The 21,596-nt window shown below is 70.3% G+C and carries 26 protein-coding genes, 1 pseudogene and 1 riboswitch; of the genes and pseudogenes, 11 read left to right on the forward strand and 16 right to left on the reverse strand.

Annotated elements, in window-relative coordinates:
- Positions 1-77: 77 nt before the first annotated feature.
- A pseudogene (locus tag JIAGA_RS36275) lies at positions 78-371 on the forward strand (type II toxin-antitoxin system PemK/MazF family toxin); the annotation flags it as partial.
- Positions 372-468: 97 nt separating this feature from the next.
- Here JIAGA_RS36275 and groL read toward each other — a convergent pair.
- Positions 469-2,097 carry a chaperonin GroEL gene (groL, locus tag JIAGA_RS0123775; protein WP_026877588.1) on the reverse strand — a complete coding sequence of 543 codons (1,629 nt, stop codon included), beginning with the start codon at positions 2,095-2,097 and terminating at the stop codon, positions 469-471.
- A gap of 198 nt (positions 2,098-2,295) precedes the next feature.
- Between groL and JIAGA_RS0123780 the strand changes: the two genes are divergently transcribed.
- Positions 2,296-2,760 carry a hypothetical protein gene (locus JIAGA_RS0123780; RefSeq protein WP_026877589.1) on the forward strand — a complete coding sequence of 155 codons (465 nt, stop codon included), beginning with the start codon at positions 2,296-2,298 and terminating at the stop codon, positions 2,758-2,760.
- Complete coding sequence (locus tag JIAGA_RS31985; RefSeq protein WP_051426446.1) at positions 2,757-3,650, forward strand: hypothetical protein; 894 nt, start codon at positions 2,757-2,759, stop codon at positions 3,648-3,650. The genes JIAGA_RS0123780 and JIAGA_RS31985 overlap by 4 nt, the downstream gene beginning before the upstream one ends.
- Positions 3,651-3,726: 76 nt before the next feature.
- Here the strand turns inward: JIAGA_RS31985 and JIAGA_RS0123790 are convergent, their stop codons facing one another.
- The 3 genes from JIAGA_RS0123790 to JIAGA_RS0123800 all read right to left on the reverse strand — a co-directional run bounded on the left by JIAGA_RS0123790 (position 3,727) and on the right by JIAGA_RS0123800 (position 8,155).
- Positions 3,727-5,205 (reverse strand): phytoene desaturase family protein, encoded by a 1,479-nt coding sequence (locus JIAGA_RS0123790; RefSeq protein ID WP_026877590.1) that lies wholly within the window; start codon positions 5,203-5,205, stop codon positions 3,727-3,729.
- A gap of 21 nt (positions 5,206-5,226) precedes the next feature.
- A complete protein-coding gene (locus JIAGA_RS0123795) occupies positions 5,227-5,637 on the reverse strand; it encodes a hypothetical protein (protein WP_026877591.1) in 411 nt (136 codons plus the stop codon).
- A gap of 160 nt (positions 5,638-5,797) precedes the next feature.
- Positions 5,798-8,155 carry an Ig-like domain-containing protein gene (locus JIAGA_RS0123800; protein WP_157553464.1) on the reverse strand — a complete coding sequence of 786 codons (2,358 nt, stop codon included), beginning with the start codon at positions 8,153-8,155 and terminating at the stop codon, positions 5,798-5,800.
- Positions 8,156-8,336: 181 nt separating this feature from the next.
- On the opposite strand from JIAGA_RS0123800, the gene JIAGA_RS0123805 reads away from it, so the two are divergent.
- Positions 8,337-9,065 (forward strand): class E sortase, encoded by a 729-nt coding sequence (locus tag JIAGA_RS0123805; RefSeq protein ID WP_169738930.1) that lies wholly within the window; start codon positions 8,337-8,339, stop codon positions 9,063-9,065.
- Positions 9,066-9,069: 4 nt separating this feature from the next.
- A complete protein-coding gene (locus tag JIAGA_RS35090; RefSeq protein ID WP_026877594.1) occupies positions 9,070-9,225 on the forward strand; it encodes a hypothetical protein in 156 nt (51 codons plus the stop codon).
- 83 nt (positions 9,226-9,308) lie between these two features.
- Here the strand turns inward: JIAGA_RS35090 and JIAGA_RS0123815 are convergent, their stop codons facing one another.
- The 4 genes from JIAGA_RS0123815 to JIAGA_RS35840 form a co-directional block, all read right to left on the reverse strand.
- On the reverse strand, positions 9,309-9,593 hold the full coding sequence (locus JIAGA_RS0123815) for a ubiquitin-like small modifier protein 1 (protein ID WP_026877595.1): 285 nt from the start codon (positions 9,591-9,593) through the stop codon (positions 9,309-9,311).
- Between the two features lie 3 nt (positions 9,594-9,596).
- Entirely contained in the window at positions 9,597-10,844 is a 1,248-nt protein-coding gene (gene thrC / locus JIAGA_RS0123820) for a threonine synthase (protein WP_026877596.1), read from the reverse strand.
- A 10-nt stretch (positions 10,845-10,854) separates the two neighbouring features.
- Positions 10,855-10,980: riboswitch (SAM riboswitch) on the reverse strand.
- A 110-nt stretch (positions 10,981-11,090) separates the two neighbouring features.
- Positions 11,091-11,474 carry a type II toxin-antitoxin system death-on-curing family toxin gene (locus tag JIAGA_RS0123825; RefSeq protein ID WP_026877597.1) on the reverse strand — a complete coding sequence of 128 codons (384 nt, stop codon included), beginning with the start codon at positions 11,472-11,474 and terminating at the stop codon, positions 11,091-11,093.
- Entirely contained in the window at positions 11,471-11,674 is a 204-nt protein-coding gene (locus JIAGA_RS35840) for a hypothetical protein (RefSeq protein WP_026877598.1), read from the reverse strand. The genes JIAGA_RS0123825 and JIAGA_RS35840 overlap by 4 nt, the downstream gene beginning before the upstream one ends.
- Positions 11,675-11,812: 138 nt before the next feature.
- Between JIAGA_RS35840 and JIAGA_RS0123835 the strand changes: the two genes are divergently transcribed.
- On the forward strand, positions 11,813-12,271 hold the full coding sequence (locus JIAGA_RS0123835) for a hypothetical protein (RefSeq protein WP_211239818.1): 459 nt from the start codon (positions 11,813-11,815) through the stop codon (positions 12,269-12,271).
- Positions 12,272-12,278: 7 nt separating this feature from the next.
- Here JIAGA_RS0123835 and otsB read toward each other — a convergent pair whose 3' ends face one another.
- The 3 genes from otsB to JIAGA_RS0123850 form a co-directional block, all read right to left on the reverse strand.
- On the reverse strand, positions 12,279-13,055 hold the full coding sequence (gene otsB / locus JIAGA_RS31990; RefSeq protein ID WP_051426448.1) for a trehalose-phosphatase: 777 nt from the start codon (positions 13,053-13,055) through the stop codon (positions 12,279-12,281).
- Complete coding sequence (locus JIAGA_RS0123845) at positions 13,052-13,636, reverse strand: LytR C-terminal domain-containing protein (RefSeq protein WP_157553466.1); 585 nt, start codon at positions 13,634-13,636, stop codon at positions 13,052-13,054. The genes otsB and JIAGA_RS0123845 overlap by 4 nt, the downstream gene beginning before the upstream one ends.
- 112 nt (positions 13,637-13,748) lie before the next feature.
- On the reverse strand, positions 13,749-13,994 hold the full coding sequence (locus JIAGA_RS0123850; protein WP_084470026.1) for a DUF3263 domain-containing protein: 246 nt from the start codon (positions 13,992-13,994) through the stop codon (positions 13,749-13,751).
- 76 nt (positions 13,995-14,070) lie between these two features.
- Between JIAGA_RS0123850 and JIAGA_RS0123855 the strand changes: the two genes are divergently transcribed.
- Complete coding sequence (locus JIAGA_RS0123855) at positions 14,071-15,471, forward strand: alpha,alpha-trehalose-phosphate synthase (UDP-forming) (protein WP_026877602.1); 1,401 nt, start codon at positions 14,071-14,073, stop codon at positions 15,469-15,471.
- A 92-nt stretch (positions 15,472-15,563) separates the two neighbouring features.
- Here JIAGA_RS0123855 and JIAGA_RS0123860 read toward each other — a convergent pair whose 3' ends face one another.
- Complete coding sequence (locus JIAGA_RS0123860) at positions 15,564-15,824, reverse strand: hypothetical protein (protein ID WP_026877603.1); 261 nt, start codon at positions 15,822-15,824, stop codon at positions 15,564-15,566.
- Positions 15,825-16,017: 193 nt separating this feature from the next.
- On the opposite strand from JIAGA_RS0123860, the gene JIAGA_RS35440 reads away from it, so the two are divergent.
- The 3 genes from JIAGA_RS35440 to JIAGA_RS0123875 are packed head-to-tail and all read left to right on the forward strand — an operon-like array spanning position 16,018 to position 17,457.
- Positions 16,018-16,749 (forward strand): hypothetical protein, encoded by a 732-nt coding sequence (locus tag JIAGA_RS35440; protein ID WP_211239819.1) that lies wholly within the window; start codon positions 16,018-16,020, stop codon positions 16,747-16,749.
- Positions 16,746-17,132: a YidH family protein gene (locus JIAGA_RS0123870; RefSeq protein ID WP_026877604.1), complete on the forward strand. Its 387-nt coding sequence runs from the start codon at positions 16,746-16,748 to the stop codon at positions 17,130-17,132. Before JIAGA_RS35440 ends, JIAGA_RS0123870 begins: the two co-directional genes overlap by 4 nt.
- A 4-nt stretch (positions 17,133-17,136) precedes the next feature.
- Entirely contained in the window at positions 17,137-17,457 is a 321-nt protein-coding gene (locus JIAGA_RS0123875; protein ID WP_035812914.1) for a DUF202 domain-containing protein, read from the forward strand.
- Between the two features lie 26 nt (positions 17,458-17,483).
- On the opposite strand, the gene JIAGA_RS0123880 is transcribed toward JIAGA_RS0123875, so the two are convergent.
- The 4 genes from JIAGA_RS0123880 to JIAGA_RS0123895 are packed head-to-tail and all read right to left on the reverse strand — an operon-like array spanning position 17,484 to position 19,779.
- Positions 17,484-17,873 carry a type II toxin-antitoxin system VapC family toxin gene (locus JIAGA_RS0123880; protein ID WP_026877606.1) on the reverse strand — a complete coding sequence of 130 codons (390 nt, stop codon included), beginning with the start codon at positions 17,871-17,873 and terminating at the stop codon, positions 17,484-17,486.
- Complete coding sequence (locus JIAGA_RS34100; protein WP_084470028.1) at positions 17,870-18,136, reverse strand: type II toxin-antitoxin system Phd/YefM family antitoxin; 267 nt, start codon at positions 18,134-18,136, stop codon at positions 17,870-17,872. The genes JIAGA_RS0123880 and JIAGA_RS34100 overlap by 4 nt, the downstream gene beginning before the upstream one ends.
- A gap of 21 nt (positions 18,137-18,157) precedes the next feature.
- A complete protein-coding gene (gene murQ / locus JIAGA_RS0123890; protein ID WP_026877607.1) occupies positions 18,158-19,063 on the reverse strand; it encodes an N-acetylmuramic acid 6-phosphate etherase in 906 nt (301 codons plus the stop codon).
- The gene (locus tag JIAGA_RS0123895) at positions 19,060-19,779 is read right to left on the reverse strand and encodes a GntR family transcriptional regulator (protein ID WP_026877608.1); all 720 of its coding nucleotides are present in this window, start codon (positions 19,777-19,779) and stop codon (positions 19,060-19,062) included. Before JIAGA_RS0123895 ends, murQ begins: the two co-directional genes overlap by 4 nt.
- Before the next feature lie 90 nt (positions 19,780-19,869).
- Here JIAGA_RS0123895 and JIAGA_RS0123900 point away from each other — a divergent pair, with 90 nt between their 5' ends.
- Positions 19,870-21,450, forward strand: a complete 1,581-nt coding sequence (locus tag JIAGA_RS0123900) for a family 10 glycosylhydrolase (RefSeq protein ID WP_026877609.1) — start codon at positions 19,870-19,872, stop codon at positions 21,448-21,450.
- Positions 21,451-21,596 lie beyond the last annotated feature (146 nt).

Consider the following 21,596-nt stretch of genomic DNA (forward strand, 5'->3'; position numbering starts at 1 on the left):
CGCGCCGAGGCCGAAGCACACGCGGGTTCACTCAAGGACGGCCTCGATCCGGATGAGCGGTGGGACGACCTGCTGTGATGCGCGGCGACATTCAGCTCTGCGACTTCGGCGACCCGATCGGCCATGAGCAGGGATTCCGGCGACCAGCCGTCATCGTGTCGGCCACGGAAATGTCCAGGTTCGGCCTGTCGATCGTCTTGCCGGTCACCCGCACGAAGCGTGGGTACGCGACGCACGTCGAACTCGACGGCGTCCTGCCGGTCACGAGCTACGTGCAGTGCGAGCAGATCCGCCTGGTGCCGACCGAGCGATTCATCCGCCGGCCCGGCGCCGTCGACACCGTGGACATGACGCGCATCGAAGCGGTACTGCGGCGGGTTCTGGAGCTCTGGGATCGCGAACGAGGGCGGCACCCCGAACCGGGGTACCGCCCTCGTTGCTGTGTCGTTCGCGACCGAACGGCAGGACTCAGAAGTCCATGCCGCCCATGCCGCCGCTCGGGTCGCCGGCCGGAGCCTTCTCCTTCTCCGGCTTGTCCGCCACGACGGCCTCGGTGGTCAGGAACAGCCCGGCGATCGACGCGGCGTTCTGCAGCGCCGACCGGGTGACCTTCACCGGGTCGTTGATGCCCTCGGCGAGCATGTCGACGTACTCACCGGTGGCAGCGTTCAGGCCCTGCCCGACCGGGAGGCCGCGCACCTTCTCGGCCACGACGCCGCCCTCGAGACCAGCGTTCACCGCGATCTGCTTCAGCGGCGCCTCGACGGCCACCTTCACGATGTTGGCGCCGGTGGCCTCGTCGCCCTCGAGCTCCAGCTTCTCGAACGCAGCGGCACCGGCCTGGATCAGAGCCACGCCACCACCGGCGACGATGCCCTCCTCCACGGCCGCCTTCGCGTTGCGCACCGCGTCCTCGATGCGGTGCTTGCGCTCCTTCAGCTCGACCTCGGTGGCCGCGCCGGCCTTGATGACCGCAACGCCACCGGCCAGCTTGGCCAGGCGCTCCTGCAGCTTCTCGCGGTCGTAGTCGCTGTCGGAGTTCTCGATCTCTGCACGGATCTGCGACACGCGACCAGCGATCTGGTCCGGGTCGCCCGCACCCTCGACGATGGTGGTCTCGTCCTTGGTGACCACGACCTTGCGGGCCTGGCCGACCAGGTCCAGGGTCGCGTTCTCCAGCTTGAGGCCGACGGTCTCGCTGATGACCTGACCACCGGTGAGGATGGCGATGTCCTGCAGCATGGCCTTGCGACGGTCGCCGAAGCCCGGAGCCTTGACGGCGACGGACTTGAACGTGCCGCGGATCTTGTTGACCACGAGGGTCGCCAGGGCTTCGCCCTCGACGTCCTCGGAGATGATGATCAGCGGCTTGCCGGACTGCATGACCTTCTCCAGCAGCGGGAGCAGGTCCTTGACGTTCGAGATCTTCGACTCGACGAGCAGGACGTACGCGTCCTCGAGGACGGCCTCCTGACGCTCGGCGTCGGTGACGAAGTAGCCGGAGATGTAGCCCTTGTCGAAGCGCATACCCTCGGTGAGCTCGAGCTCCAGGCCGAAGGTGTTGCTCTCCTCGACGGTGATGACACCTTCCTTGCCGACCTTGTCCATCGCCTCGGCGATCAGCTCACCGATCTGCGGGTCGCCGGCGGAGATCGACGCGGTCGCAGCGATCTGCTCCTTCGTCTCCACCTCGCGCGCCGAGCCCAGCAGCTGCTCGGCGATCGCCTCGACCGCCTTCTCGATGCCGCGCTTCAGCGCGATCGGGTTGGCACCCGCGGCCACGTTACGCAGGCCCTCACGGACCAGCGCCTGGGCCAGCACGGTCGCCGTCGTCGTGCCGTCACCGGCGACGTCGTCGGTCTTCTTCGCGACCTCCTTGACGAGCTCGGCCCCGATCTTCTCCCACGGGTCCTCGAGCTCGATCTCCTTCGCGATGGACACACCGTCGTTGGTGATCGTCGGCGCGCCCCACTTCTTCTCGAGGACGACGTTGCGGCCCTTCGGGCCGAGAGTGACCCTGACGGCGTCGGCAAGAGAGTTCATGCCGCGCTCGAGGCCACGCCGCGCCTCCTCGTCAAAGGCAATGATCTTTGGCATGGGTTCCTGGTCCTCCCATAGCGGGTGGATGGTCCGGTCCGGTGCCCGCGACGGACGACCGCAGGCAGTCCCGGCTCCTGTCACCGGAATCCCGCGGCCTCACCGACCGAAGTCCTGTCACTCTCACCTTGAGAGTGCTAACACTGTGTTTAGCACTCTGCCCTGGAGAGTGCAAGCTCGCCCGTATACTCCTGCCCTGTGAGCTCCGAACCGACCCTCCGACGGCTGTCCCGCGCGGGAAAGGGGTGGCGGCTGGGCGTCACCGCGGTCGCTCTGGTCATCCTGACCATGGGTCAGCTGCACGACACGAACGACTACTTCCCGCTCGGCTCACTGTCGCAGTACGCCACCCCGCGTGACATGGACGGCACGGTCCGCTCGGTCTACATGCTGGCCGACACCGCGGGCGGCGAACAGGTACGGGTGCCGCTCAACCCCCACGGCGTGGGCGTCGGCCGCGCCGACATCGAGTCCCAGCTCGACCGCATCGTCGACGACCCGGCCCTGCTCCAGGGCATCGCCGACGCCTGGTCGGAGCTGCACCCGGACGCCGACCCCTACGTGAAGCTGTACGTCATGCGTGACACCTACCAGCTGGCTGACGGCCGCCAGCAGGGCGCACCCGACACCGAGGAGCTCACCACGTGGGAGGTGCGCCGATGACCGCGCTGAGCGGCGCCGGCCGCGCGGTTGCCGGCTGGTGGACCCGCCCGGTCCCCCTGGCCCGGGTGGCGGTGTTGCGGGTCGCCATCTACCTGTTCCTGCTCTACGACATCTTCGTCCTCACCAACGACGTCATCCCGATGGCGCACGCGCCGGAGTTCTACCAACCCACCTGGATCGGCCGGGCGCTGCCGCTGCCGGAGCCGTCGGTGCCGCTGGCGCAGACGCTGCAGATCGTCATCGTCGTCGGGGCCCTGATCGCCGCGACCGGACGGCTGCCACGGGTGGCCGGGTGGGTGGTCGCCGGCGCCTACTTCCAGTGGATGGTGTTCAGCCAGGGCTACGGCTACGTCTCCCACGACCACCTGGCGCTGATGGTCGCCGTCGCCGCGCTACCCACCATCGGCCGGGCCGGCTTCACCGAGCGCGACTCCAGCGAGGCGGCCGGCTGGGCGTTCCGGTGCATCCAGGTGTCCACCATCGCCACCTACTTCGCCTCGGCCGTCGTCAAATGGGTTCGCAGCGGCTCACCGCAGGCCTGGGCCAACGGGGCGGTCTTCATCTGGGCGCTGATCCGGCGCGGATCCGACCTGTTCCGCTGGACCACCGACTACCCGTGGCTGCTGATCATCGCCCAGTGGGGGCTGCTGATCATCGAGTTCCTGTCGCCGGTGGTGCTGTGGCTCAAGGGCAAGGCGCTGTACCTGGCCGTGCTCATGTTCGCCGGCTTCCACCTGATGACCTACCTGGCGCTGGGCATCCACTTCCTGCCCACCGTCATCTGCTGGCTGGCGTTCCTGCCGCTGGAGCGGCTGGTGCCGCTGGCACAGCGGGCCGTGAACGGCGTGCGGCGCCGGCCCCCGGTCCCTGCCGGGCCGCCGAGCAAATGATCACGTTGCCCATGGGTGTATTCGCCGCACGCGGAATGCTTGCCTGGTGAGGCGGGAGCACCCATGGGGGACGTGATCATTTGCTCGGCGCCGACGGGGCCAGCTCAGGCAGGGTACGAATGCCGAAGCGGGCCCTCAGCGCATGACGGGCGGCGTTGAGCCCGCACATGCCGTGCACCGCCGGGCCCGGCGGGGTGGACCCTGAGCACAGGTACACCCCGGGCGCACCGGTGGCGTAGGGGTTCCACCGCAGCGTCGGCCGTTTGAACAGCTGCCAGAAGCTCATGGCGCCGGCGGCGATGTCGCCGTCGACGTAGTTGGCGTTGTGGTCTGCCATCTTCGCCGCCGGGATGGTGTGCCGCTCGACGACGAGGTCGCCGAAGCCGGGCGCGAACCGCTCGATCTGCGCCTGCACGGTGTCGCCGACGTCCATGGTGGACCCAGCGGGTACGTGCGCGTAGGTCCAGAACGGCCGCAGCCCGCCGACGGCGCGGCCGGGATCGAACAGCGCGGGATCCGACGCGAGAATCATCGGCCGCTCGGCGTGCCGGCCCGCCGCCACCTCGGCCTCGGCGAGCGACATCTCCGCCAGCGTGCCGCCGACGTGAACAGTGCCGGCCCGGCGGACCTCCGGATGCTCCCACGGCACCGGACCGGACAGCACGAAGTCGACCTTGGCCGCCGCGTTGCCGTACCGGAACCGTTCGACGGCGTTGCGGTAGCGCGCGGGCAGCTGGTCGCCCATGACCCGGGCAAGCGTGCGGGGCGTGGTGTCGAACAGGTAGGTGCGAGCCTTCGGGAGCTGCCCGAGGGACGTGACCTCGATGCCGGTGTGCACGACACCGCCGTGCGCGGACAGGTCGGCCACCATGGCGTCGATGATCGCCTGGCTGCCGCCCACCGGCAGCGGCCAGCCCGGCGAGTGCGCCAGCGCGCCCAGCGACAGCGCGGTACCGGCGGCGGTCAGCGTGGGCAAGCGGCCGATGGCGTGCGCGGCCACACCCATCAGCAGCGCCGGCGCCACCTCGCCCTTCCACCGGATGCCGTTCAAGCCGGTGCCCTGCTCGAGCATCGACAGCGCGAACTGGGCGGCCGTGAGCAGATCGGCGGGAAGGCCGCGACGGTCGGACAGCGCGAGGTCGACCACCGCCGGCGAGTGGCGGGACAGCGGGCCCATCAGGCGTCGCCAGGCCGGGCCGTCGGGGCCCAGACCGTCGACGGTGTCGTCGAGGTCGCGGTAGGCGATACCGGCCCGGCCGCCGTCCAGCGGCTGGGCGTACGACACATCCGGGTAGCTCAGCCGGACACCACGCGACGGCAGGTCGAAAGCGCGGAAGAACGGTGACGCCGCGGCCATCGGATGGACGGCGGAGCAGATGTCGTGGACGATGCCGGGAGCCAGGCCGAGGTCGAGCGTGCGAGCGCCACCGCCGATGGTGTGCTGCGCCTCGAAGACCTGGACGCTCAGCCCGGCCCGGGCCAGGACCACCGCCGCCGCCAGGCCGTTCGGGCCGGATCCGACGACGACGGCATCACACTGCTCGGATGCCTCCACGACGCCATCCTACGGCGGTGATCACTCCTGCATGGGCGGAGGCGTCATCGTGTCCTCGTACATCAGCCGGCCGCTCGGGCCGACCCGGAGGGTGGCATCGCGCAGCAGCAGGTCACGAAGCTCGTCGACGGTGGTGTTGTTGATCTCGGCGACCTGTTCGATGCGCTCGCCGAGGGCGTCGATGGCTTCCTGGCCTCCCATCGGCGATGGCAGCACCTCGACCGGCTCACCGGAACGCAGCGCCGGATCGGAGCCGCTGCCCTGGGAGCCTTCGGTCGCTGGTCCGTCGGTCGCGGGCACCGCCACGGCGTCGGGCTCGTCGTCGTCGCCGCCGGTGAGCCAGATCGCGAGCACCACCACGACCGCGGCCACCGCCACCGCACCCACGACGGCGAGCAAGCTGTTCCGCCTCTGCTGCGGTGCGTCCGGCATGGTTCCGGCCTCCCGTGATCCGGTGACTGTCTCTTACCCATGAGACGGCAGGGACGGCGCCGCGGTTTCGTGTGGGCGCAGGGCTCCGGAGACGCAGCTGGGGCCCGGGACGACAGTGTCCCGGGCCCCAGCGCCTTCAGCGGATGACGCGTGTGAAGCGTCAGCCGGTCACGCTACGACGGGTGCGGGCGTAGAGCGCCGCGCCCAGACCGAGCAGGAGCAGCCCGGCAGCCATGACCAGCGTGTTGGTGGAAGCACCGGTGTCCGGCAGGTCCTCGCCGCCGTCCTCGGTGCCGTTGTCGCCGCCGTCCTCGGCGCCACCCTCACCGTTCTCGTCGCCGTTCTCGTCACCGGACTCGACGTCGATGGTGAAGGTGACCGGCCCGGCCTCCGGCGACGTGGCGCCATTGATGGTCTGCACCGCGGTGACGGAGCACTCGCCGTTCGGGAGGCCCTCCTCCGGGGTGAACGACCAGGCACCCTCGGCGTCGACCTCGGCAGCACCGGCCCAGGTGTCGTCGCCGCAGGCGATGGTCAGCTCGACCGTGGCACCCGGGATGCCCTCACCACTGAAGGTGGGGGTGGCCGTGGTGGCGGTGTCGCCTTGCTCCGGGCGGACGATCGACGGAGCGTCGACCGGGACCACGACGGTGACCTCAGCGGTCTCCGGGACCTGGATGCTGCCGACGATCTGCCGCGCGGTGATGATGCTCTCGCCGTACGGCAGGTCGCCCTCGAGCACGATGCTCCAGGTGCCTTCCTCGTCCGTGGTGCCGGTGCCGACGACGCCGTCGCCGATGCTCAGCGTCACGGTCGAGCCGGGCTCGGCGGAGCCGGTGACCTCGACCGGAGACGGCTGGACCTCAGCGCCGTCCTCAGGCGAGATGATGGTGATCGGCGCGGCCTCGAACGCGGCGGCCGTACCGGTCAGGGTGTAGTTGCCCAGGCTGCCGTACGAGGTGTAGCCCGAGCCGTTGCTCGGCGTGTTGGCGGCCGGGTCGCCCTGGCCGGCACCGCTGACGCGCACGGAGTACGCACCGGCCTCGACCTCGGTCTCGATGGTGGCGCCCAGGCCGGTGGCCTGGCGGTCCAGCGGCGAGCTGGCCGGGTCGGTGGCCGTCTCCGGGTTCGCCTCGGCGACGCGGTTGCCCTCGGAGTCGATGAGCTCCAGGTAGACGTCGAGGTTCGGCCCGACGGACGCCGGGTCGGCGGTGATGGTGACCGGGCCGCCGTTGGTGACCAGCGAGAAGACGTCGCGCTCGTCGGGGGCACCGATGACGCCGGCGGCCTCGAACTCGCCACTGGCGTTGTCCAGCGCGCTGCCCTCGCCGATCTCGTCCGCGTGGTCGTCGGCCGCATAGGCCGCCCGACCACCGTAGTAGAACTGCAGCGTCAGCTCGTCACCGGGCGGGTTGCAGCCCCCGTCCGCGTTGGGCTTGTAGGCGCTGTCACCCGGCTGCGGGTTGTTCGAGTCCTCGGCGTCGGTGCAGAAGCCCTCGTTCCACATCTGGTCACCGTCGTACACCATGAACGACTGGAACGCCGCGTCCGCGTTGGTGATCTCGGCGAGGTCGTCCTGCTCCGGGTTGGTGGTACCGGAGTACTGACCGTTGTCCCACTGCGACAGCGGCGCGTACCAGGGAGCGCCCATGATCGGGCCCCACAGCGTCTCCGGCTCGGCCGGGGTGTCGCCGTAGTACTCGTCGTCGCCGATGCCGTCGTGGGTCAGGTTGAACGTGTGGCCGACCTCGTGCGACACGATGTTGCCGACGTCGGACGGGTTGCTGTCACGCGCGATCGGGGCGAAGATCAGCGCCGGCGAGTAGAACTGGTTGCCGAAGCCGCCCAGCCACGCCCGGCCGCTGGCACCGTCGGCCGGAGCGATGTCCGTGGTGTCGGTGATGACGGCGGTCATGCCGTACTCGCCGTCGTCCATGGACGTCTTGTGCAGCGCGTCCGCACCCGGGTCAGTGGTGGTGACGTTGATGTCGAACGGCGCGAAGTCCTCCGCCACCCGGGCCCACACCTGCTGGACGTAGTCCGCGTCCGAGGCCGCCGCGTTGGCGTCGAGCTCGAACACGTCCTCCTGGTAGTAGCGGTTCCACTCCGTGTCCTGGATGGTGGCGCCGTCGAAGTCGAGGTAGACCGTGTACGGCGCGCCTGGCTTGGAACCGCCGGCCGGGTCGCCCGGGACGTCGGCGGCGGGCGCCAGCTCCTCGGCGTGGTCGTGGTCGTGATCGTGGTCAGGTGCCTCGAAGCGGTCGGTGTAGGACAGCATGCCGGACTCGGCGACGACAGCCTGCTCGGTCTCGACCAGCTCACGCACCGTCTGGAGGCTCAGGTCGGCCCGGTCGGCCGCCACCTCGAGGATGCGGTCGGTCGTCGACGTCGCCCGCTCGACGAGCTCAGGCAGTCTGTCGGAGGAGCTGGCCGGCGACGCCACACCGGCGACCGTGAGGGCCGCGGCACCGGTGGTCGCCACCGCGGCAAGCAGCCGCCGTGGTGTTCTCGAACTCATTCGTCATATCTCCCGTGTCATGCGAATCACGGCAGCCCGATGGTGCCCATCGACCATGTAGTCCACCAGGCATACGCCGCCGCACGCTAGCAGATATGACACGTGAATCAACCGAACGGACATGACTTCCGACAAACGGTCCGGTCCCGGGCACCCAGTGTCGCCGGTTAGGCTTCTGACCATGCATCGCAAGGCGACTCGGGGGCGCCGCAGAGCCCCACGCCGTAAGAAGGCTCCCCAGAAGGCTCCGCAGCGCAACATCGCAGCCCTGGTCGCCGGCGGCTTCGGCGAACTCATGCTCACCGCGGGCGCGGTCGTGCTGCTGTTCGTCGTCTACACGCTGTGGGGCACGGGCATCCAGACGGCCAGCGCCCAGAACGACCTGCGCGACCAGCTGGGCCTCGACTCCGGGCAGATCGAGAAGGAGCCCGTCCCGCTGGACCAGCTCGAGGTCGGCGACGCCTACGGCATCATCCGCATCCCCCGCTTCGGCGAGGACTGGGAGTGGATCATCGTCCAGGGCACCGAGGACAGCGATCTGAAGAACGGCCCGGGCCACTACCTCGACAGCGTCGACCCCGGCGAGGTCGGGAACTTCTCCATCGCCGCGCACCGTTCTGGACATGGCGAGCCGTTCGCGCAGTTCCCGGAGCTCCAGGTCGGCGACGTCGTCGAGATCGAGACGGCCACCGGGACGTACGTCTACCAGCTGGACAACGCCCCGAACGGCGACCCTGACGGCAACCGGATCGACGTCACCGACACCTGGGTGGTCGACCCAGTGCCCGGTGAGCCGTCGGACATCGAGCCCACCGAACGACGCATCACGCTCACTACGTGCTGGCCCCGGTGGGGGTCGTCACACCGGATGTACGCGACCGGCGTCCTGGTCGGCGGAGAGGAAATCTAGATAGATGTACGCCTGGATATGGCGGCACCTGCCCGGACCATGGCCGGTTCGGCTGCTCATCTACCTGGTCCTCATCGCGGCCGTGGTGTACGCCCTGTTCATCTGGGTGTTCCCGTGGGCCGAGGACGCCTTCAACATCAGCGAGGTCACCGTCGGCTGAGCGGCGGCCGACCACGAGACGACGACGGCGGATCGGGACGCCCACTCGGGCGAGCCGATCCGCCGTCGCGGGTCTGTCCGGCCTCAGCCGCCGGCGACCGCCGGGATGACCGACACCTTGGTTCCGTCCGGCGTCGCCGTCTGCAGGCCGGAGGCGAACCGGACGTCGTCGTCGTTCACGTAGACGTTGACGAAGCGGCGGATCTGGCCGGTGTCGTCGAGGACCCGCGCGCCGATACCCGGATACTGGGCGTCCAGCGCCGCGAAGACGTCGGACAGCGTGGCGTCGGCCGCGACGTCCACGGTGACGTCGGACTCGCCCTTGGTGTAGGTGCGCAGGATGGTCGGAACGCGTACCGCAACGCTCATGGCTCAGCCTCCGTTGACGAGGCGGTGGAATGCCTCGGTAGTGGGTTCGATCGTGCCCGCCGGCCCGACAACCGGCGAGACGGCGTCGAGCGTCTTCAACCCGTCGCCGGTGTTGAAGACGACGGTCTCCGCCTCCGGGTCGAGCTTGCCCTCACGCAGCAGCTTCGCCAGGACGGCGACGGTGACACCGCCGGCGGTCTCGGCGAAGATGCCCTCGGTGCGGGCCAGCAGCCGGATGCCGTCGACCACCTCGTCGTCGCTGACGTCCTCGACCGCGCCACCGGTGCGCCGGGCGACGTCGAGGACGTACGGGCCGTCAGCGGGGTTGCCGATGGCCAGCGACTTCGCGATGGTGTCCGGACGGACCGGGCGGACGACGTCGTGGCCGGCCTTGAACGCCTCGGCCACCGGCGAGCAGCCGGTCGCCTGCGCGCCGAAGATGGCTGGTGCGTCGCCCTCGACGAGGCCGAGTTGCACGAGCTCACGGAAGGCCTTGTCGACCTTGGTCAGCTGCGAGCCGCTGGCCACCGGGATGACCACCTGGCGGGGCAGCCGCCAGCCCAGCTGTTCGACGGTCTCGTAGCCGAGCGTCTTGGAGCCCTCGGCGTAGTACGGGCGCACGTTGACGTTGACGAACGCCCAGTCGTCGTGCTCGCCGGCCAGCTCGGAGGCGAGCCGGTTGACGTCGTCGTAGTTGCCGTCGACGGCAACGAGCGTGGTGCCGTAGACGGCGCTGGTCACGATCTTGGGCTGTTCGAGGTTGCTCGGGATGAACACGAAGCTGCGGATGCCCGCGCGGGCCGCGGCGGCGGCAACGGCGTTGGCGAGGTTGCCCGTGGACGGACAGGCCAGCACGGTGAAGCCCAGCTCGCGGGCCGCGGCGAGCGCTACAGCGACCACCCGGTCCTTGAACGAGTGGGTCGGGTTGGCGGCGTCGTTCTTGATCCACAGCGCCCGTAGACCCAACTCGCGAGCCAGGTTGTCCGCGCGCACCAGCGGGGTGAAACCGGGATCGGTGTTCGGGGTGTCCGCCACGTCGGCCGGCACCGGCAGCAGGTCGCGGTAGCGCCAGATGGAGCGGGGCCCGCTCTCGATGCGCTCGCGGGTGATGGTGCCGTAGTCGTAGGCGACCTCCAGCGGCCCGAAGCACTCCAGACAGGCGTAGTGCGGCCCGAGCTCGACGGTCGCGCCGCACTCACGACATGACAGGTGCGTGGCGCGTCCCAAGGAGGTGGCGGTGGTGACGGTCATGCGAGATCCCTTCTCATCTCTCCCACCGGGTCGCGGCGGGCCGGAGTTGGCACCGTCGTCGCACGTGGCCCAGGGCCTCGCGCGGACGGTTGCCGGAGCTTCATCGGGCCGGTCCCTCAGCTCCTCTGGATGAGGACAACTGGCCGCCACTGTACGTGGGACGGCACGACAGCAGCATCGCTAGTCCGCGATGCGAGACATTTTTGTCTCACATCGCGGATGTATGCGGTGTGCGGTGCGACGACGTCAGCCGACCGCCTTCGCGTGGGTAGCCAGCCAGGACGCCATCACGGCCAGCTCGAGCCGCCCCTCGGCGACCGCGATCACGAAGTCGTACGCTTCATCCTGGTCCACCTCGAGCAGGCTGAGCCCGTTGTCGAGCAGGAACACCACCGTGGCCGCCCAGGCCAGACGCTTGTTGCCGTCGACCAGTGGGTGGTTACGAGCCAGCGACTCCAGCAGCGCCGCCGCCTTGGTGGGCAGGTCCGGATAGGCGTCGGCTCCGAACATCGACGCCTGGGGTCGGTGCCCCGCGGAGTCGAGTAGACCTAAGTCGCGGATCTCGGCGGGGTGACCGAAGATCTCGTCTGCCGCGGCGAGCACGTCCTCCAGGCTCAGGTAGGCCGTCACTCCGCCAGCCGGGCCAGCAGCCCGGCGTGCCTCTCCTTGACCTGCCGGGCGAGGTCGCGGACGTGTCCTTCGCGCTCGGCGACCGCGATCCGGTCCAGGATGGCGAGCCGGGCAACCTCCTGCATGGATCGGTGCTCGCGCTCGGCCTGCCGCCGCAGCGCCTCGGTCTCTTCCTCGGTGAGTCGCAGGGTCATCGCCATGCATCGATGATACCGCCGCGATACCACCCATGCCAGTTCGTGCGGCCGCGGTGGCGGACCGGGCTGGGCAGCCCACCAGGCGAACTCCCACTCCACGTGGCAAGCATCCGTGGTGCGGCGGGAGCACCCATACTGGACGTGATCATTTGGAGTCAGGAGGCCGGCGTGCGGCGGCAGCATCGGGTGCGGCAGGTGGTGAACTGGCTCAATCTGTCCACCCCGATCGGGCTGCTGATCGGCGTCATCGGCAGGGTGCGGTTCGGTCGCGGGCCGGACGGGCTCATCCTCGGCCGGAGATACCGCCTGCCGATCCCGCCGGCGCCGGCGTTCACCGTCGGCAACGTCGTCCTCGTCCGCATCGACGACACCGCGCTGGCGCGCCGGCCGGCGCTCCTGGCACACGAGGCCCGGCACGCCACCCAGTACGCGTGGTTCCTCGGCCCGGTCATGCTGGTGCTCTACGCGTTGACGTCGCTGTGGTCCTGGCTGCTCACGGGGGATCCGGCATCGCGGAACCCGTTCGAGCGCCACGCCGGGCTCGCCGACGGCGGATACACCGAGCGCCCGGTGCGGCGCTGGCGGCGACTGCGCCGGTAGGCCCGCGCTACGGCAACGCGGCCAGCTCGCGCAACAGTGCCTGCACTCCCGGCGGGCCGGGCACGACGACGTCGGCGGCGGCCCGTAGCTCGGCCGAGGCCTCCTCGGCGTCGCTGCACACCACCACGCCCACGACGCCGTCGCCGGCGAGGGACCGGACGGCCGCGACCGCCGGCAGGTCGCCGAGGTCGTCGCCGGCATAGACGACGGCGCTGGCGCCGGTCTCGGCCACCAGAGCCCGGATGGCCACGCCCTTGTCCATGCCGACCGGGCGCAGCTCCAGCACGAAGCGCCCCGGAGTGACCTGCAGACCGGCCGCGGCGGCGACGGCGTCGGCCTGCGGACGCAGCTCGGCGAGGGCAGCGGCGGGGTCAGGCGCGTTACGTGTGTGCAGAGCGACGGAGTGGCCCTTGTCCTCGACTGTGACGCCCGGCCGCGCGGCCGCCAGTTCGGTGACCCGCCGACGGGCGCTGTCGACGCCGTCGTCCGCACCCGGGGTGGACAGCCGCCCGTTCTCCCAGCGCTCCAGGCCGTAGTGACCCAGAACGCTGAGCCCCGGCACCTCGAACAGGCCGCCGAGCCGGACCGCGTCGGCGGCGGGCCGGCCGGTGACCACGGCGACCTTGGCCACCCGGGCGGCCACCGCGGTGAGCACGCCGGCGGTTTCCGGCAGCGCGACGGCGTCTTCGGGGCGGGGCACGATGGGCGCGAGCACGCCGTCGAAGTCCAGCGCGACAAGAGTGCGGTCCAGGCGGCCGGTCAGCCCGCGCAGCTGCGGCGTCATTCCGGCTCGCCGACCTCGTCGACGAAGTCCTCCACCAGCACCACGACCAGCCGGGTGTCGTTGAACGGCTCGACGGTGGGCATGATGCGGCCGATCTCGGGGAACTGCGCCATCAGCGCTTCCGCGGACTCCTCCATGCCTTCGGGGAAGTAGACCGTCGTCTCCGGGACGTTGCCGGTGAACGAGCCGACAGCGGCGACCTCCCAGCCGCCGTCGGTGAGCCGCTCACTCGCGAACTCGGCCAGGCCACTGACGCTGGTCTGGTTGAGCACGCCGATCGGCTCGCGCAGTTCCTCCGGGGCGGTCTCACCCTCGGTGGGCTGGTCGGTCGGCGCGTCCGTCGGCGCTTCGGTGGGGTCGCCGGTCGGGTCACCGGTCGGCGCCTCGGTGGGATCTTGAGTGGGCGGCGGCTCCTCGGCAGGCTCCTCACCCGCACCGCCATCGCCGCTGGCAGCGACGTCGTCGCCCGAACTACCGCCGCCGGTGTCGTCGCCGAACTGCCACAACAGAACGAGGACCACCGCCACGACGCCCACGAGCGCGACGAGCGACGGCCACAGCCGCTCCAGTCGTTCACTCATGGTCACAGGATCAGGAGACTACGCCACAGCCACGTGTCCATGCGACACGCCCGGCGCTGGCATTCATGATCAAGATCGGCGAAACTGACATATGGCCCAGCGACGACGTCCCTCAAGTCCGGACCCCGGCGCGGCGGCCGGTTCTGGCCTGCTGACGGGTGGCGCGCTGCCGGCGCAGCCGCTTGACCAACAAGGGGTCGAGCGCGAGCGCCTCCGGGCGGTCGATGAGCGCGTTCAGCACCTGGTAGTAGCGAGTGGCAGAGATGCCCAGCCGCGACCGGATGGCTTGTTCCTTGGATCCGGGGTACTTCCACCACCGTCGTTCGAAGTCGAGGATCTCGCGCTCCCGATCGTCCATATCGCCATCGTAGGCGCGGGCTGTGACATCCCCGCAACGCAACTCGGATACCGTTGACAGCACGAGGAGGCCCCATTTGTCCACGACTGGAACGAGTAGCTTCGTCGTAGTAGCCAACCGTCTGCCGGTCGACCGCGTCACCGCGGCCGACGGGCGGACCACCTGGCGCCGCAGCCCGGGCGGGCTGGTCACGGCCATGGCGCCGGTCATGCGCGCGTACGACGGCGCCTGGGTGGGCTGGACCGGCTCGCCCGACGACGCCCCGGACAACTTCTCGACCGACGACATGGATCTGGTCGCCGTGCCGCTGTCGGCCGAGGAGATCGCCATGTACTACGAGGGCTTCTCCAACGCGACGCTGTGGCCGCTGTACCACGACGTCATCGTCCAGCCGGAATACCACCGCGAGTGGTGGGACGCCTACCGTCAGGTCAACCAGCGCTTCGCCGAGGCGGCCGCGGAGGTCGCCGACCAGAACGCGGTCGTGTTCGTCCAGGACTATCAGCTGCAACTGGTGCCGAAGTTGCTGCGGCAGCTGCGTCCGGACCTCAAGATCGGTTTCTTCCTGCACATCCCGTTCCCGCCCACTGAGCTGTTCGCGCAGCTGCCGTGGCGGCGGCAGATCCTCGAGGGCCTGCTCGGTGCCGACCTCGTCGGCTTCCAACGCACCGGCGCGGCCAGCAACTTCGAGTCCCTGGCCGACCATTTCACCAGCGCCACCCTGGCAGGCGACCACCTAGTCACCGAGGACGGCCGCGAGGTGCTGGCTCGGGCGTTCCCCATCTCCATCGAGGTCGAGGAGGTCACCCGGCTGGCAGCCGACCCGGAGGTCAGAGCCCGCGCCGCCACCATCCGCGAGGAAGTGGGTTCGCCACGGCACATCCTGCTGGGCGTCGACCGGCTCGACTACACCAAGGGCATCGGGCACCGGCTCAAAGCCTTCGGCGAGCTGCTGAGCGACGGCGTGGTCACGCCGGAGGAGGCGGTGTTGCTGCAGGTGGCCACGCCCAGCCGAGAACGGGTCGAGGCATACCAGACGCTGCGCGACGACGTGGAGCTGCAGGTCGGCCGCCTCAACGGCGACTTCGGCCGCATCGGGACCCCGGCCGTGCACTACCTGCACTCGTCGTACGAGCGAGCCGAACTGGTCGCGCTGCTGCTGGCGGCCGACGTGATGGTGGTGACGCCCCTGCGCGACGGTATGAACCTGGTGGCCAAGGAGTACGTGAGCGCGCGCACCGACCTGCGTGGCGCGCTCGTGCTGTCGGAGTTCGCCGGCGCAGCCGACGAGATGGGCGACGGCGCCTTCCTGGTCAACCCGCACGACATCGACGGGCTCAAGCGAACCATGCTGGCCGCGATGCGCATCGACGACGCCGAGGCCGAGCAGCGGATGAAGCTGCTGCGCGACCACGTCATCAGCCACGACATCGCCCGCTGGGCCAAGGACTTCCTCACCGCGCTGCGGGCGATCTGACACTGTCTCCCGCGCCTTGCGGAGGCTTGTGCACCCCCTTCCGGGCCCGCGGAAGGTGCACGAGCCCCCGAGAGGCGCGGCTCAGGAGCCGCTCAGCGGCGGGTCTCGGTGTCCCGGTCCGGGTCGACCTCGGTGTAGGCCAGCCACGCCTGGGTGTCCGCGGCGTCCACCGGCTCCGGCGCCGGTACCGGCTCGGACAACGAGGCCAGCCGCTGCTCGGCCGATTCCGCGGTGCGCAGCTCCATCGTGGCGACGGCGATGAGGTCACGCAGGCCCTCGGCTCCGAACCGATCACGGACATTCTTCACCGTGGTGGTGACCATGGGGTCGACCTCTGGCGTCTTCGGCTGCATGCGAGGGTCCATCAGCGATCACTCCTGAACATTCACTCGAAGTCGAGAAGTACGTTAACGCGCCCGGCCGCGGAGCTCACGGCGGGCCGCCGTGACAGGATCGAGGCGCATCAACGATGATGTGGCTGCACAGGCCTGCGTGGCACGGGGGTGACGTCCGGCCTGCCCGGAGACTCTACGTAACGGTGGTCGCTTGCTCCCACGCCGCTTCGCCCTCGTTCGCCACGTCGACTACACCGGTGTCTCGGGAGTCGGCGTGGTGGCCTACGGCGTGGTGTTCGGTGACGGCCACGTGGCACTGCGCTGGACGTCCAGCTATCCCGCCACCAGTCTGTGGAACTCCGTCGACGACCTCGTGGCGGTACACGGCCATGGCCACGCCACCAGCATCGAGTGGCTCGATCCGGCGACGGACCCGTTCGGCCGCACGGACCGTCCCCGCCTGGCCGAGCCCGCGCCCCGGGCACAGTCCGAGCCCGCGCCGCTGCCAGAGCCCGCTCCCCGCCTGAAGCCCGAGCCCGCGCTCCGGCCAGAGCCCGAGCACGCACCGGAACCGCCCACTCCGCCGGCTCCGCAGCCCATCCGCGACCTCGTCCGGGAACCGACACCCACGCCGTCGGCCGGCCAGACCGACTCCGCGCCGCGGACCCGGGTGACCGGGCGCCGGGCCCGTCGCGTCGCCGTGGACTCCCCGGCCGTGCTGAACGCCCCGGCCGCGTCCGACTCGCATGCGGCCGACGCTCCCGCTGCGCTCGATGCCCCCGAAGCGCCGGCGGTGCCGCCACCACCGCCGGCTGATCCTGCCGGCGGCCGGCCGCCCCATTCACGGGTGCCGGGCCAGCGCCGCGCCGGGCGGCACCGCCGGGCCTCAGCGGAGCCCGGCTCCCACACCTCCACGCAGCCGATCGAAAGGGACGGACCATGACCAGTCCCGCCGACCACGACGACGCACCTCGCCGCTGGCCGCGCGGCGTCTATGCGGCCGGCAGCGAGCCCGACCCCCGGTTCACGTTCGCCAACGAGCGCACCTTCCTGGCCTGGATTCGCACCGCCCTGGCGCTGCTGGCGGCGGGCATCGCGCTGGAGGCGCTGGAGATCCCGGCGCAGGACACGCTCCGGCTGCTCCTCGTGCTCGTGCTCGCGCTGCTCGGGGCGATCAGCAGCGTGCTGGCCTTCTTCCGCTGGGCGCGCGCGGAGAAGGCGCTGCGGGAGTCGCGGCCGCTGCCGTCGCCGGCGTTGGCCCCCGTGCTGGCATTCGGGCTAGCCGTGACCGCCGTCGTCATCGTCGTCGCGCTCGTCGCGTCGTGAGCCGATGATCGACCAGACCTTCGACGACGGCGCACAGAACGAACGGACCGCGCTGGCCTGGACCCGCACCGCACTGGCCCTCCTGGTGGGTGTCGTGCTGGCGACGCGGCTGGCGGCCGAACCGCTGGGCGTGGTCGCGGTCGTGTTCGGAGTGGTGGTCGCACCGATCCCGGTGGCGATCCTGGCGCTCGCCCGCCGCCGCTACCGCCGATCGCACGAGGCGCTGCACGCCGAACGCGCGCTCCCGGACGGGAAGCTCCCGGCTCTGGTGGCTGTCGTCGCCCTGCTCCTGGCGCTGCTGGAGGTCGCCTACGCTGTTGCATAAAGGCCGCGCAACCGCGCCGACACCGCTCACACGACGATGACGTCCAACCCGGCCACGCCGCCGGGGAAACCTTGATCCTGCGTGACGACAGGCCAGCCGTGCGCGATGGCGGTCGCGGCGATCCAGGAGTCGTTGACGCCCATCTTCACGCCGACGCTCTTGAGCCGCTGTCGCAACAGCGTCCATGCCGCGGCTACGTGTTCGTCCACGACCACGGGCTCGAACCGCTGGGCCGCGGTCAAGGTATCGAGGCGGCGCGACCGGGACTCGTCGTCCGGCGCCATGAGCACGCCCCACCTGAGCTCGCCGATGGTCACGGCACTGACGGCCGATTCGGCCGGAAGACGGGCGAGGTCGATGGGCCGACCAGACTCGCGGGCGATGAAGATGGACGTGTCCAGCAGTCCGACGCTCATTCCAGCCACGGATCAGCCAGGTCGTCCGTCGTCTCGTCCAGAGCCTCATCGAGCTGGTGCCGCAACCCGCTGTCCGCCTGGGGCAGGGTGGCGAAGAACTCCTGCGTAGGCAGGGTGCTACGCCTCGTCTGCCGGGGGGTCATGAGCGCCACTGGGCGATCGTTCACCGTCACTTCGAGTGTCTCTCCGGCCTCGACTCGGCGCAGCACCTCGCTGACGTGATTGCGCAGTTCCCGCACTGGTACGCGAGCAGGTTCGCCCATGTGCGAAGTGTAGCAATGGTTCTACACCGCAGCGATCGCGTCGCGGACCTTGCCATCGGCGGCGGCCAGCCGCCGCCGGGCCTCGTCGGCGCCGACGCCGGCGAGCAGCATCACGGTGGCGGCCTTGGTGTCGCCGCCGCTGGCGCGCAACGCCTCGGCCACGGCGTCGTCGTCTTCGCCCGTGGCCGTGGCCACGATGCGGTGCGCACGGCGGCGCAGCTTCTCGTTGGTGGCCCGCACGTCGATCATGAGGTCGCCGTACGTACGCCCGAGCTGCACCATGACCAGCGTGGAGATGGTGTTGAGCACCAGTTTCGCGGCAGTGCCGGCCTTGAGGCGGGTGGAGCCGGCCAGGATTTCCGGCCCGGTCAGCGCCTCGACGGCGACATCACAGGCCGCCGCGATAGGCGAGCCGGGATTGTTGACGACGGCGACGGTGTACGCGCCGGCCGCGCGGGCGGTGTCGAGGGCACCGAGCACGTACGGGGTACGGCCCGACGCACTGACCGCGACCACGATGTCGTCGGGGCCCAGTCGCAGCGACGCCAGGTCGGCGCGGCCGCCGTCGCGGTCGTCCTCGTCGTGCTCAGCGGCGGAGCTGACGGCGCCGAATCCACCCGCCATGACGGCCACCACCTGGCGTTCGTCGACGCCGAACGTGGGGCCGCACTCGGCCACGTCGAGCACCGCCAGCCGGCCGGGCGTGCCCGCGCCGACCTCGATGAGCCGGCCGCCGCGGCGCATCCGGGCCACGATGCCGTCCACGGCCTCCACCAGGCGGTCCTGCGTGGCGGCGACGGCGTCGACGGCGACCCTGTCCTGACTGGCCATCAGCTCGACCTGCTCACGGGTGCTGCGCAAGTCGAGGTCGGCGGCAGCGGGCAGCCGCGCCTCGGTGGCCAGCCCGTCCAGGTCGGCGTTCCTCACTCGGCTGCCCCGATCCGGTGGGCAGGCTGCAGTTCGACGCGGAACTGGTACCGGTCGCCGCGATAGACCGATCGGACGAACTCGACCACCCGGCCACGGGCGTCGCGGGAGATGCGCTCGAACAGGAAGGCCGGCGAATGCAGGGGCACGCCGAGTGTGTCGGACTCCGTCTCGTCGGTCACCGTCGCCTCGATCGTTTGGACTCCGCCGGACAGCTCCAGACCGTACACGTCGTGCAACAGCTCGTAGAACGAGCCGTCCGCGAGCGTCGTACCGTCGAGGCCGGGCGCGATGTGCGCGGGCACGTGGAGCGTCTCGACCGCCATCGGGGCGTCGTCGGCCAGCCGCAGCCGGACCACCCGGACGACCCGTTCACCGGGGGAGATCTCCAGACGCCGGCCCAGCTGGGCGCCGGCCAGGACGTCGTCGACGGCGAGCGTCCGGCTGGACGGCACCGAACCGCGCTGGCGCATGTCCTCGGAGAACGACGTGGCGGCGAGACCCTGGGCGATCTTCGGGCCGGCGACGAACGTGCCGGCGCCCTGCCGCCGCACCAGCCGGCCCTCTCGGACCAGCTCCTCCACGGCGCGGCGCAGCGTCATCCGTGAGACCCCGAAGTGCGGGGCGAGGGTGCGCTCGGCCGGCAACGCGTCGCCGACGCCCAGTTCGGCCACCAGATCGAGGATCTCGTCACGGATCGAGTGATACTTCGCCACGGCCCGCACCCCCTTTTGGTCTAGACGTATCGGGCAAAGTCTTCCAGACTTGGCGCCCATATTGGTCTAGTCCAGCGAGGAGGCACCAGCGTGACACGATCGCGTCGCAGTTCCCTCGTCACAGCAGCGGCGGCTTTGGGCCTGATCGGGGCCGCCCTGATCGCGACCACCCCCGCCACCGCGAACACCGAGGCGCCCGAACAGTGGCGCAGCTACTGGGTGGACGCCTTCAACGAAGGCATCTACACGCCTGCACAGGTCGAAGAGCTGGTCGGGGACGCCCAGGAAGTCAACGCCAACGCGCTGATCGTCCAAGTGGCACGTCGATACGACTGCTTCTGCAACCGGGCGCTGTATCCCCGGACCGACGCCGCCATCGCTCCGGCACCGTACGACCCGCTGGACGAGGTGATCGAGCAGGCGCACGCGGCCGGTCTCGAAGTCCACGCCTGGGTCAACGTCGGCACCCTGTGGAACTCCACCACGCCGCACAGCTCCCCCGACCATGTCTTCAACGCACACGGTCCCAGCGCCACGGGCGCGGACCGCTGGCTGAACAAGCGCCACGACGGCACCGAGCTGGTCGGCGCGAACGCGTTCATCGACCCGGCCAACCCGGCCGCCGTCGACTACATCGTCGACGCAGTCCAGAGCATCACCCGCGAGTACGACGTCGACGGCATCAACCTCGACTACATCCGCTACCCGGACTACAACTCCACCACCACGCACAGCGACTGGGGTTACAGCGAGACCTCGATCGCCCGGTTCCAGGCGGCCACCGGCCGTACCGACGTGCCGGAGCCGTCCGACCAGCAGTTCACCGACTGGCGCCGCGAGCAGATCACGAACCTGGTACGCAAGATCTACCTCGGCATGCTGGAAGTCGACCCGACCGACAGGCTCACCAACGACGGCATCACCTACGGCTTCGGCCCGCAGAGCGTCGGCGGCTGGGAGCGGACCCGTACCTACGCCGAGGTCCTCCAGGACTGGAAGGGCTGGCTGGAGGAAGGGATCATCGACACCGTCGTGGCGATGAACTACAAGCGCGAGTGGATGCCCGACCAGGCACAGATGTACGCCGAGTGGAACGAGGTCCTGGCCGACTGGCAGGGCGACCGCCAGGCCGTGTCCGGACCCGCGCTCTACCTCAACGAGATCGACGACAGCGTCCAGCAGGTCCGCGACCTCCTGACGCCCACTGCCGCCGGCAACACCGTCGCAGGCTGGAGCGGCTACTCCTACGCCAACCCCTCACTGACCGCGGCGAGTGGTTCCGCGGCCGTCAAGGACGCCGAACGGGCCGCACTGGCCGCTGCCTTGACCACCGGCCCGGACGCTCCGTTCGCCGAGGACGCCGCCGTGCCGTCGATGCCCTGGAAGGAGAACCCGACGACAGGCAACGTGACCGGCGCGCTCGCACTGCGCAACGGCGCCGCGCTGGACGGCGTGCCGGTGACGCTGGAGCCGGTGGGCGGCGGCGAGTCGCAGTCGCACACCACCGACGGCTCCGGCTGGTTCGGATTCGTGGACGTGCGGCCGGGCGTCTACCTGCTGCGGGTGGACCTGCCCGACGGCGTGGTGGGCCAGCCGGTGTCCGTGGTGCGGGTGCGCGCCGGACAGATCGCGACCGCCCGCACGGCGCCGTACGTCCAGGTCCCGCGGTAGGGCCTGGATCCGCGGTGGGCACACCACCAGGTGTTCTCCCGCTTCACCAGGCAAGCATCCCTGGTGAAGCGGGAGAACTCCAGCCATTCCCGCCCTCGGCGGAGAAGATGGCCTCGGCCGCCCCGAACGTGATCACTTTCGGGGCG

It is taken from the genome of Jiangella gansuensis DSM 44835, from assembly GCF_000515395.1.
GTDB lineage: Bacteria > Actinomycetota > Actinomycetes > Jiangellales > Jiangellaceae > Jiangella > Jiangella gansuensis.

Coding starts and splice junctions, on each gene's coding strand:
- groL (WP_026877588.1), bottom strand. CDS start 2,097: ATGCCAAAGATCATTGCCTTTGACGAGGAGGCGCGGCGTGGCCTCGAG.
- JIAGA_RS31985 (WP_051426446.1), top strand. CDS start 2,757: ATGACCGCGCTGAGCGGCGCCGGCCGCGCGGTTGCCGGCTGGTGGACC.
- JIAGA_RS0123795 (WP_026877591.1), bottom strand. CDS start 5,637: ATGCCGGACGCACCGCAGCAGAGGCGGAACAGCTTGCTCGCCGTCGTG.
- JIAGA_RS0123800 (WP_157553464.1), bottom strand. CDS start 8,155: ATGAGTTCGAGAACACCACGGCGGCTGCTTGCCGCGGTGGCGACCACC.
- JIAGA_RS0123805 (WP_169738930.1), top strand. CDS start 8,337: ATGCATCGCAAGGCGACTCGGGGGCGCCGCAGAGCCCCACGCCGTAAG.
- JIAGA_RS35090 (WP_026877594.1), top strand. CDS start 9,070: ATGTACGCCTGGATATGGCGGCACCTGCCCGGACCATGGCCGGTTCGG.
- JIAGA_RS0123815 (WP_026877595.1), bottom strand. CDS start 9,593: ATGAGCGTTGCGGTACGCGTTCCGACCATCCTGCGCACCTACACCAAG.
- thrC (WP_026877596.1), bottom strand. CDS start 10,844: ATGACCGTCACCACCGCCACCTCCTTGGGACGCGCCACGCACCTGTCA.
- JIAGA_RS35840 (WP_026877598.1), bottom strand. CDS start 11,674: ATGGCGATGACCCTGCGACTCACCGAGGAAGAGACCGAGGCGCTGCGG.
- otsB (WP_051426448.1), bottom strand. CDS start 13,055: ATGACGCCGCAGCTGCGCGGGCTGACCGGCCGCCTGGACCGCACTCTT.
- JIAGA_RS0123845 (WP_157553466.1), bottom strand. CDS start 13,636: ATGAGTGAACGACTGGAGCGGCTGTGGCCGTCGCTCGTCGCGCTCGTG.
- JIAGA_RS0123850 (WP_084470026.1), bottom strand. CDS start 13,994: ATGGACGATCGGGAGCGCGAGATCCTCGACTTCGAACGACGGTGGTGG.
- JIAGA_RS0123860 (WP_026877603.1), bottom strand. CDS start 15,824: ATGCAGCCGAAGACGCCAGAGGTCGACCCCATGGTCACCACCACGGTG.
- JIAGA_RS0123870 (WP_026877604.1), top strand. CDS start 16,746: ATGACCAGTCCCGCCGACCACGACGACGCACCTCGCCGCTGGCCGCGC.
- JIAGA_RS0123875 (WP_035812914.1), top strand. CDS start 17,137: ATGATCGACCAGACCTTCGACGACGGCGCACAGAACGAACGGACCGCG.
- JIAGA_RS0123880 (WP_026877606.1), bottom strand. CDS start 17,873: ATGAGCGTCGGACTGCTGGACACGTCCATCTTCATCGCCCGCGAGTCT.
- JIAGA_RS34100 (WP_084470028.1), bottom strand. CDS start 18,136: ATGGGCGAACCTGCTCGCGTACCAGTGCGGGAACTGCGCAATCACGTC.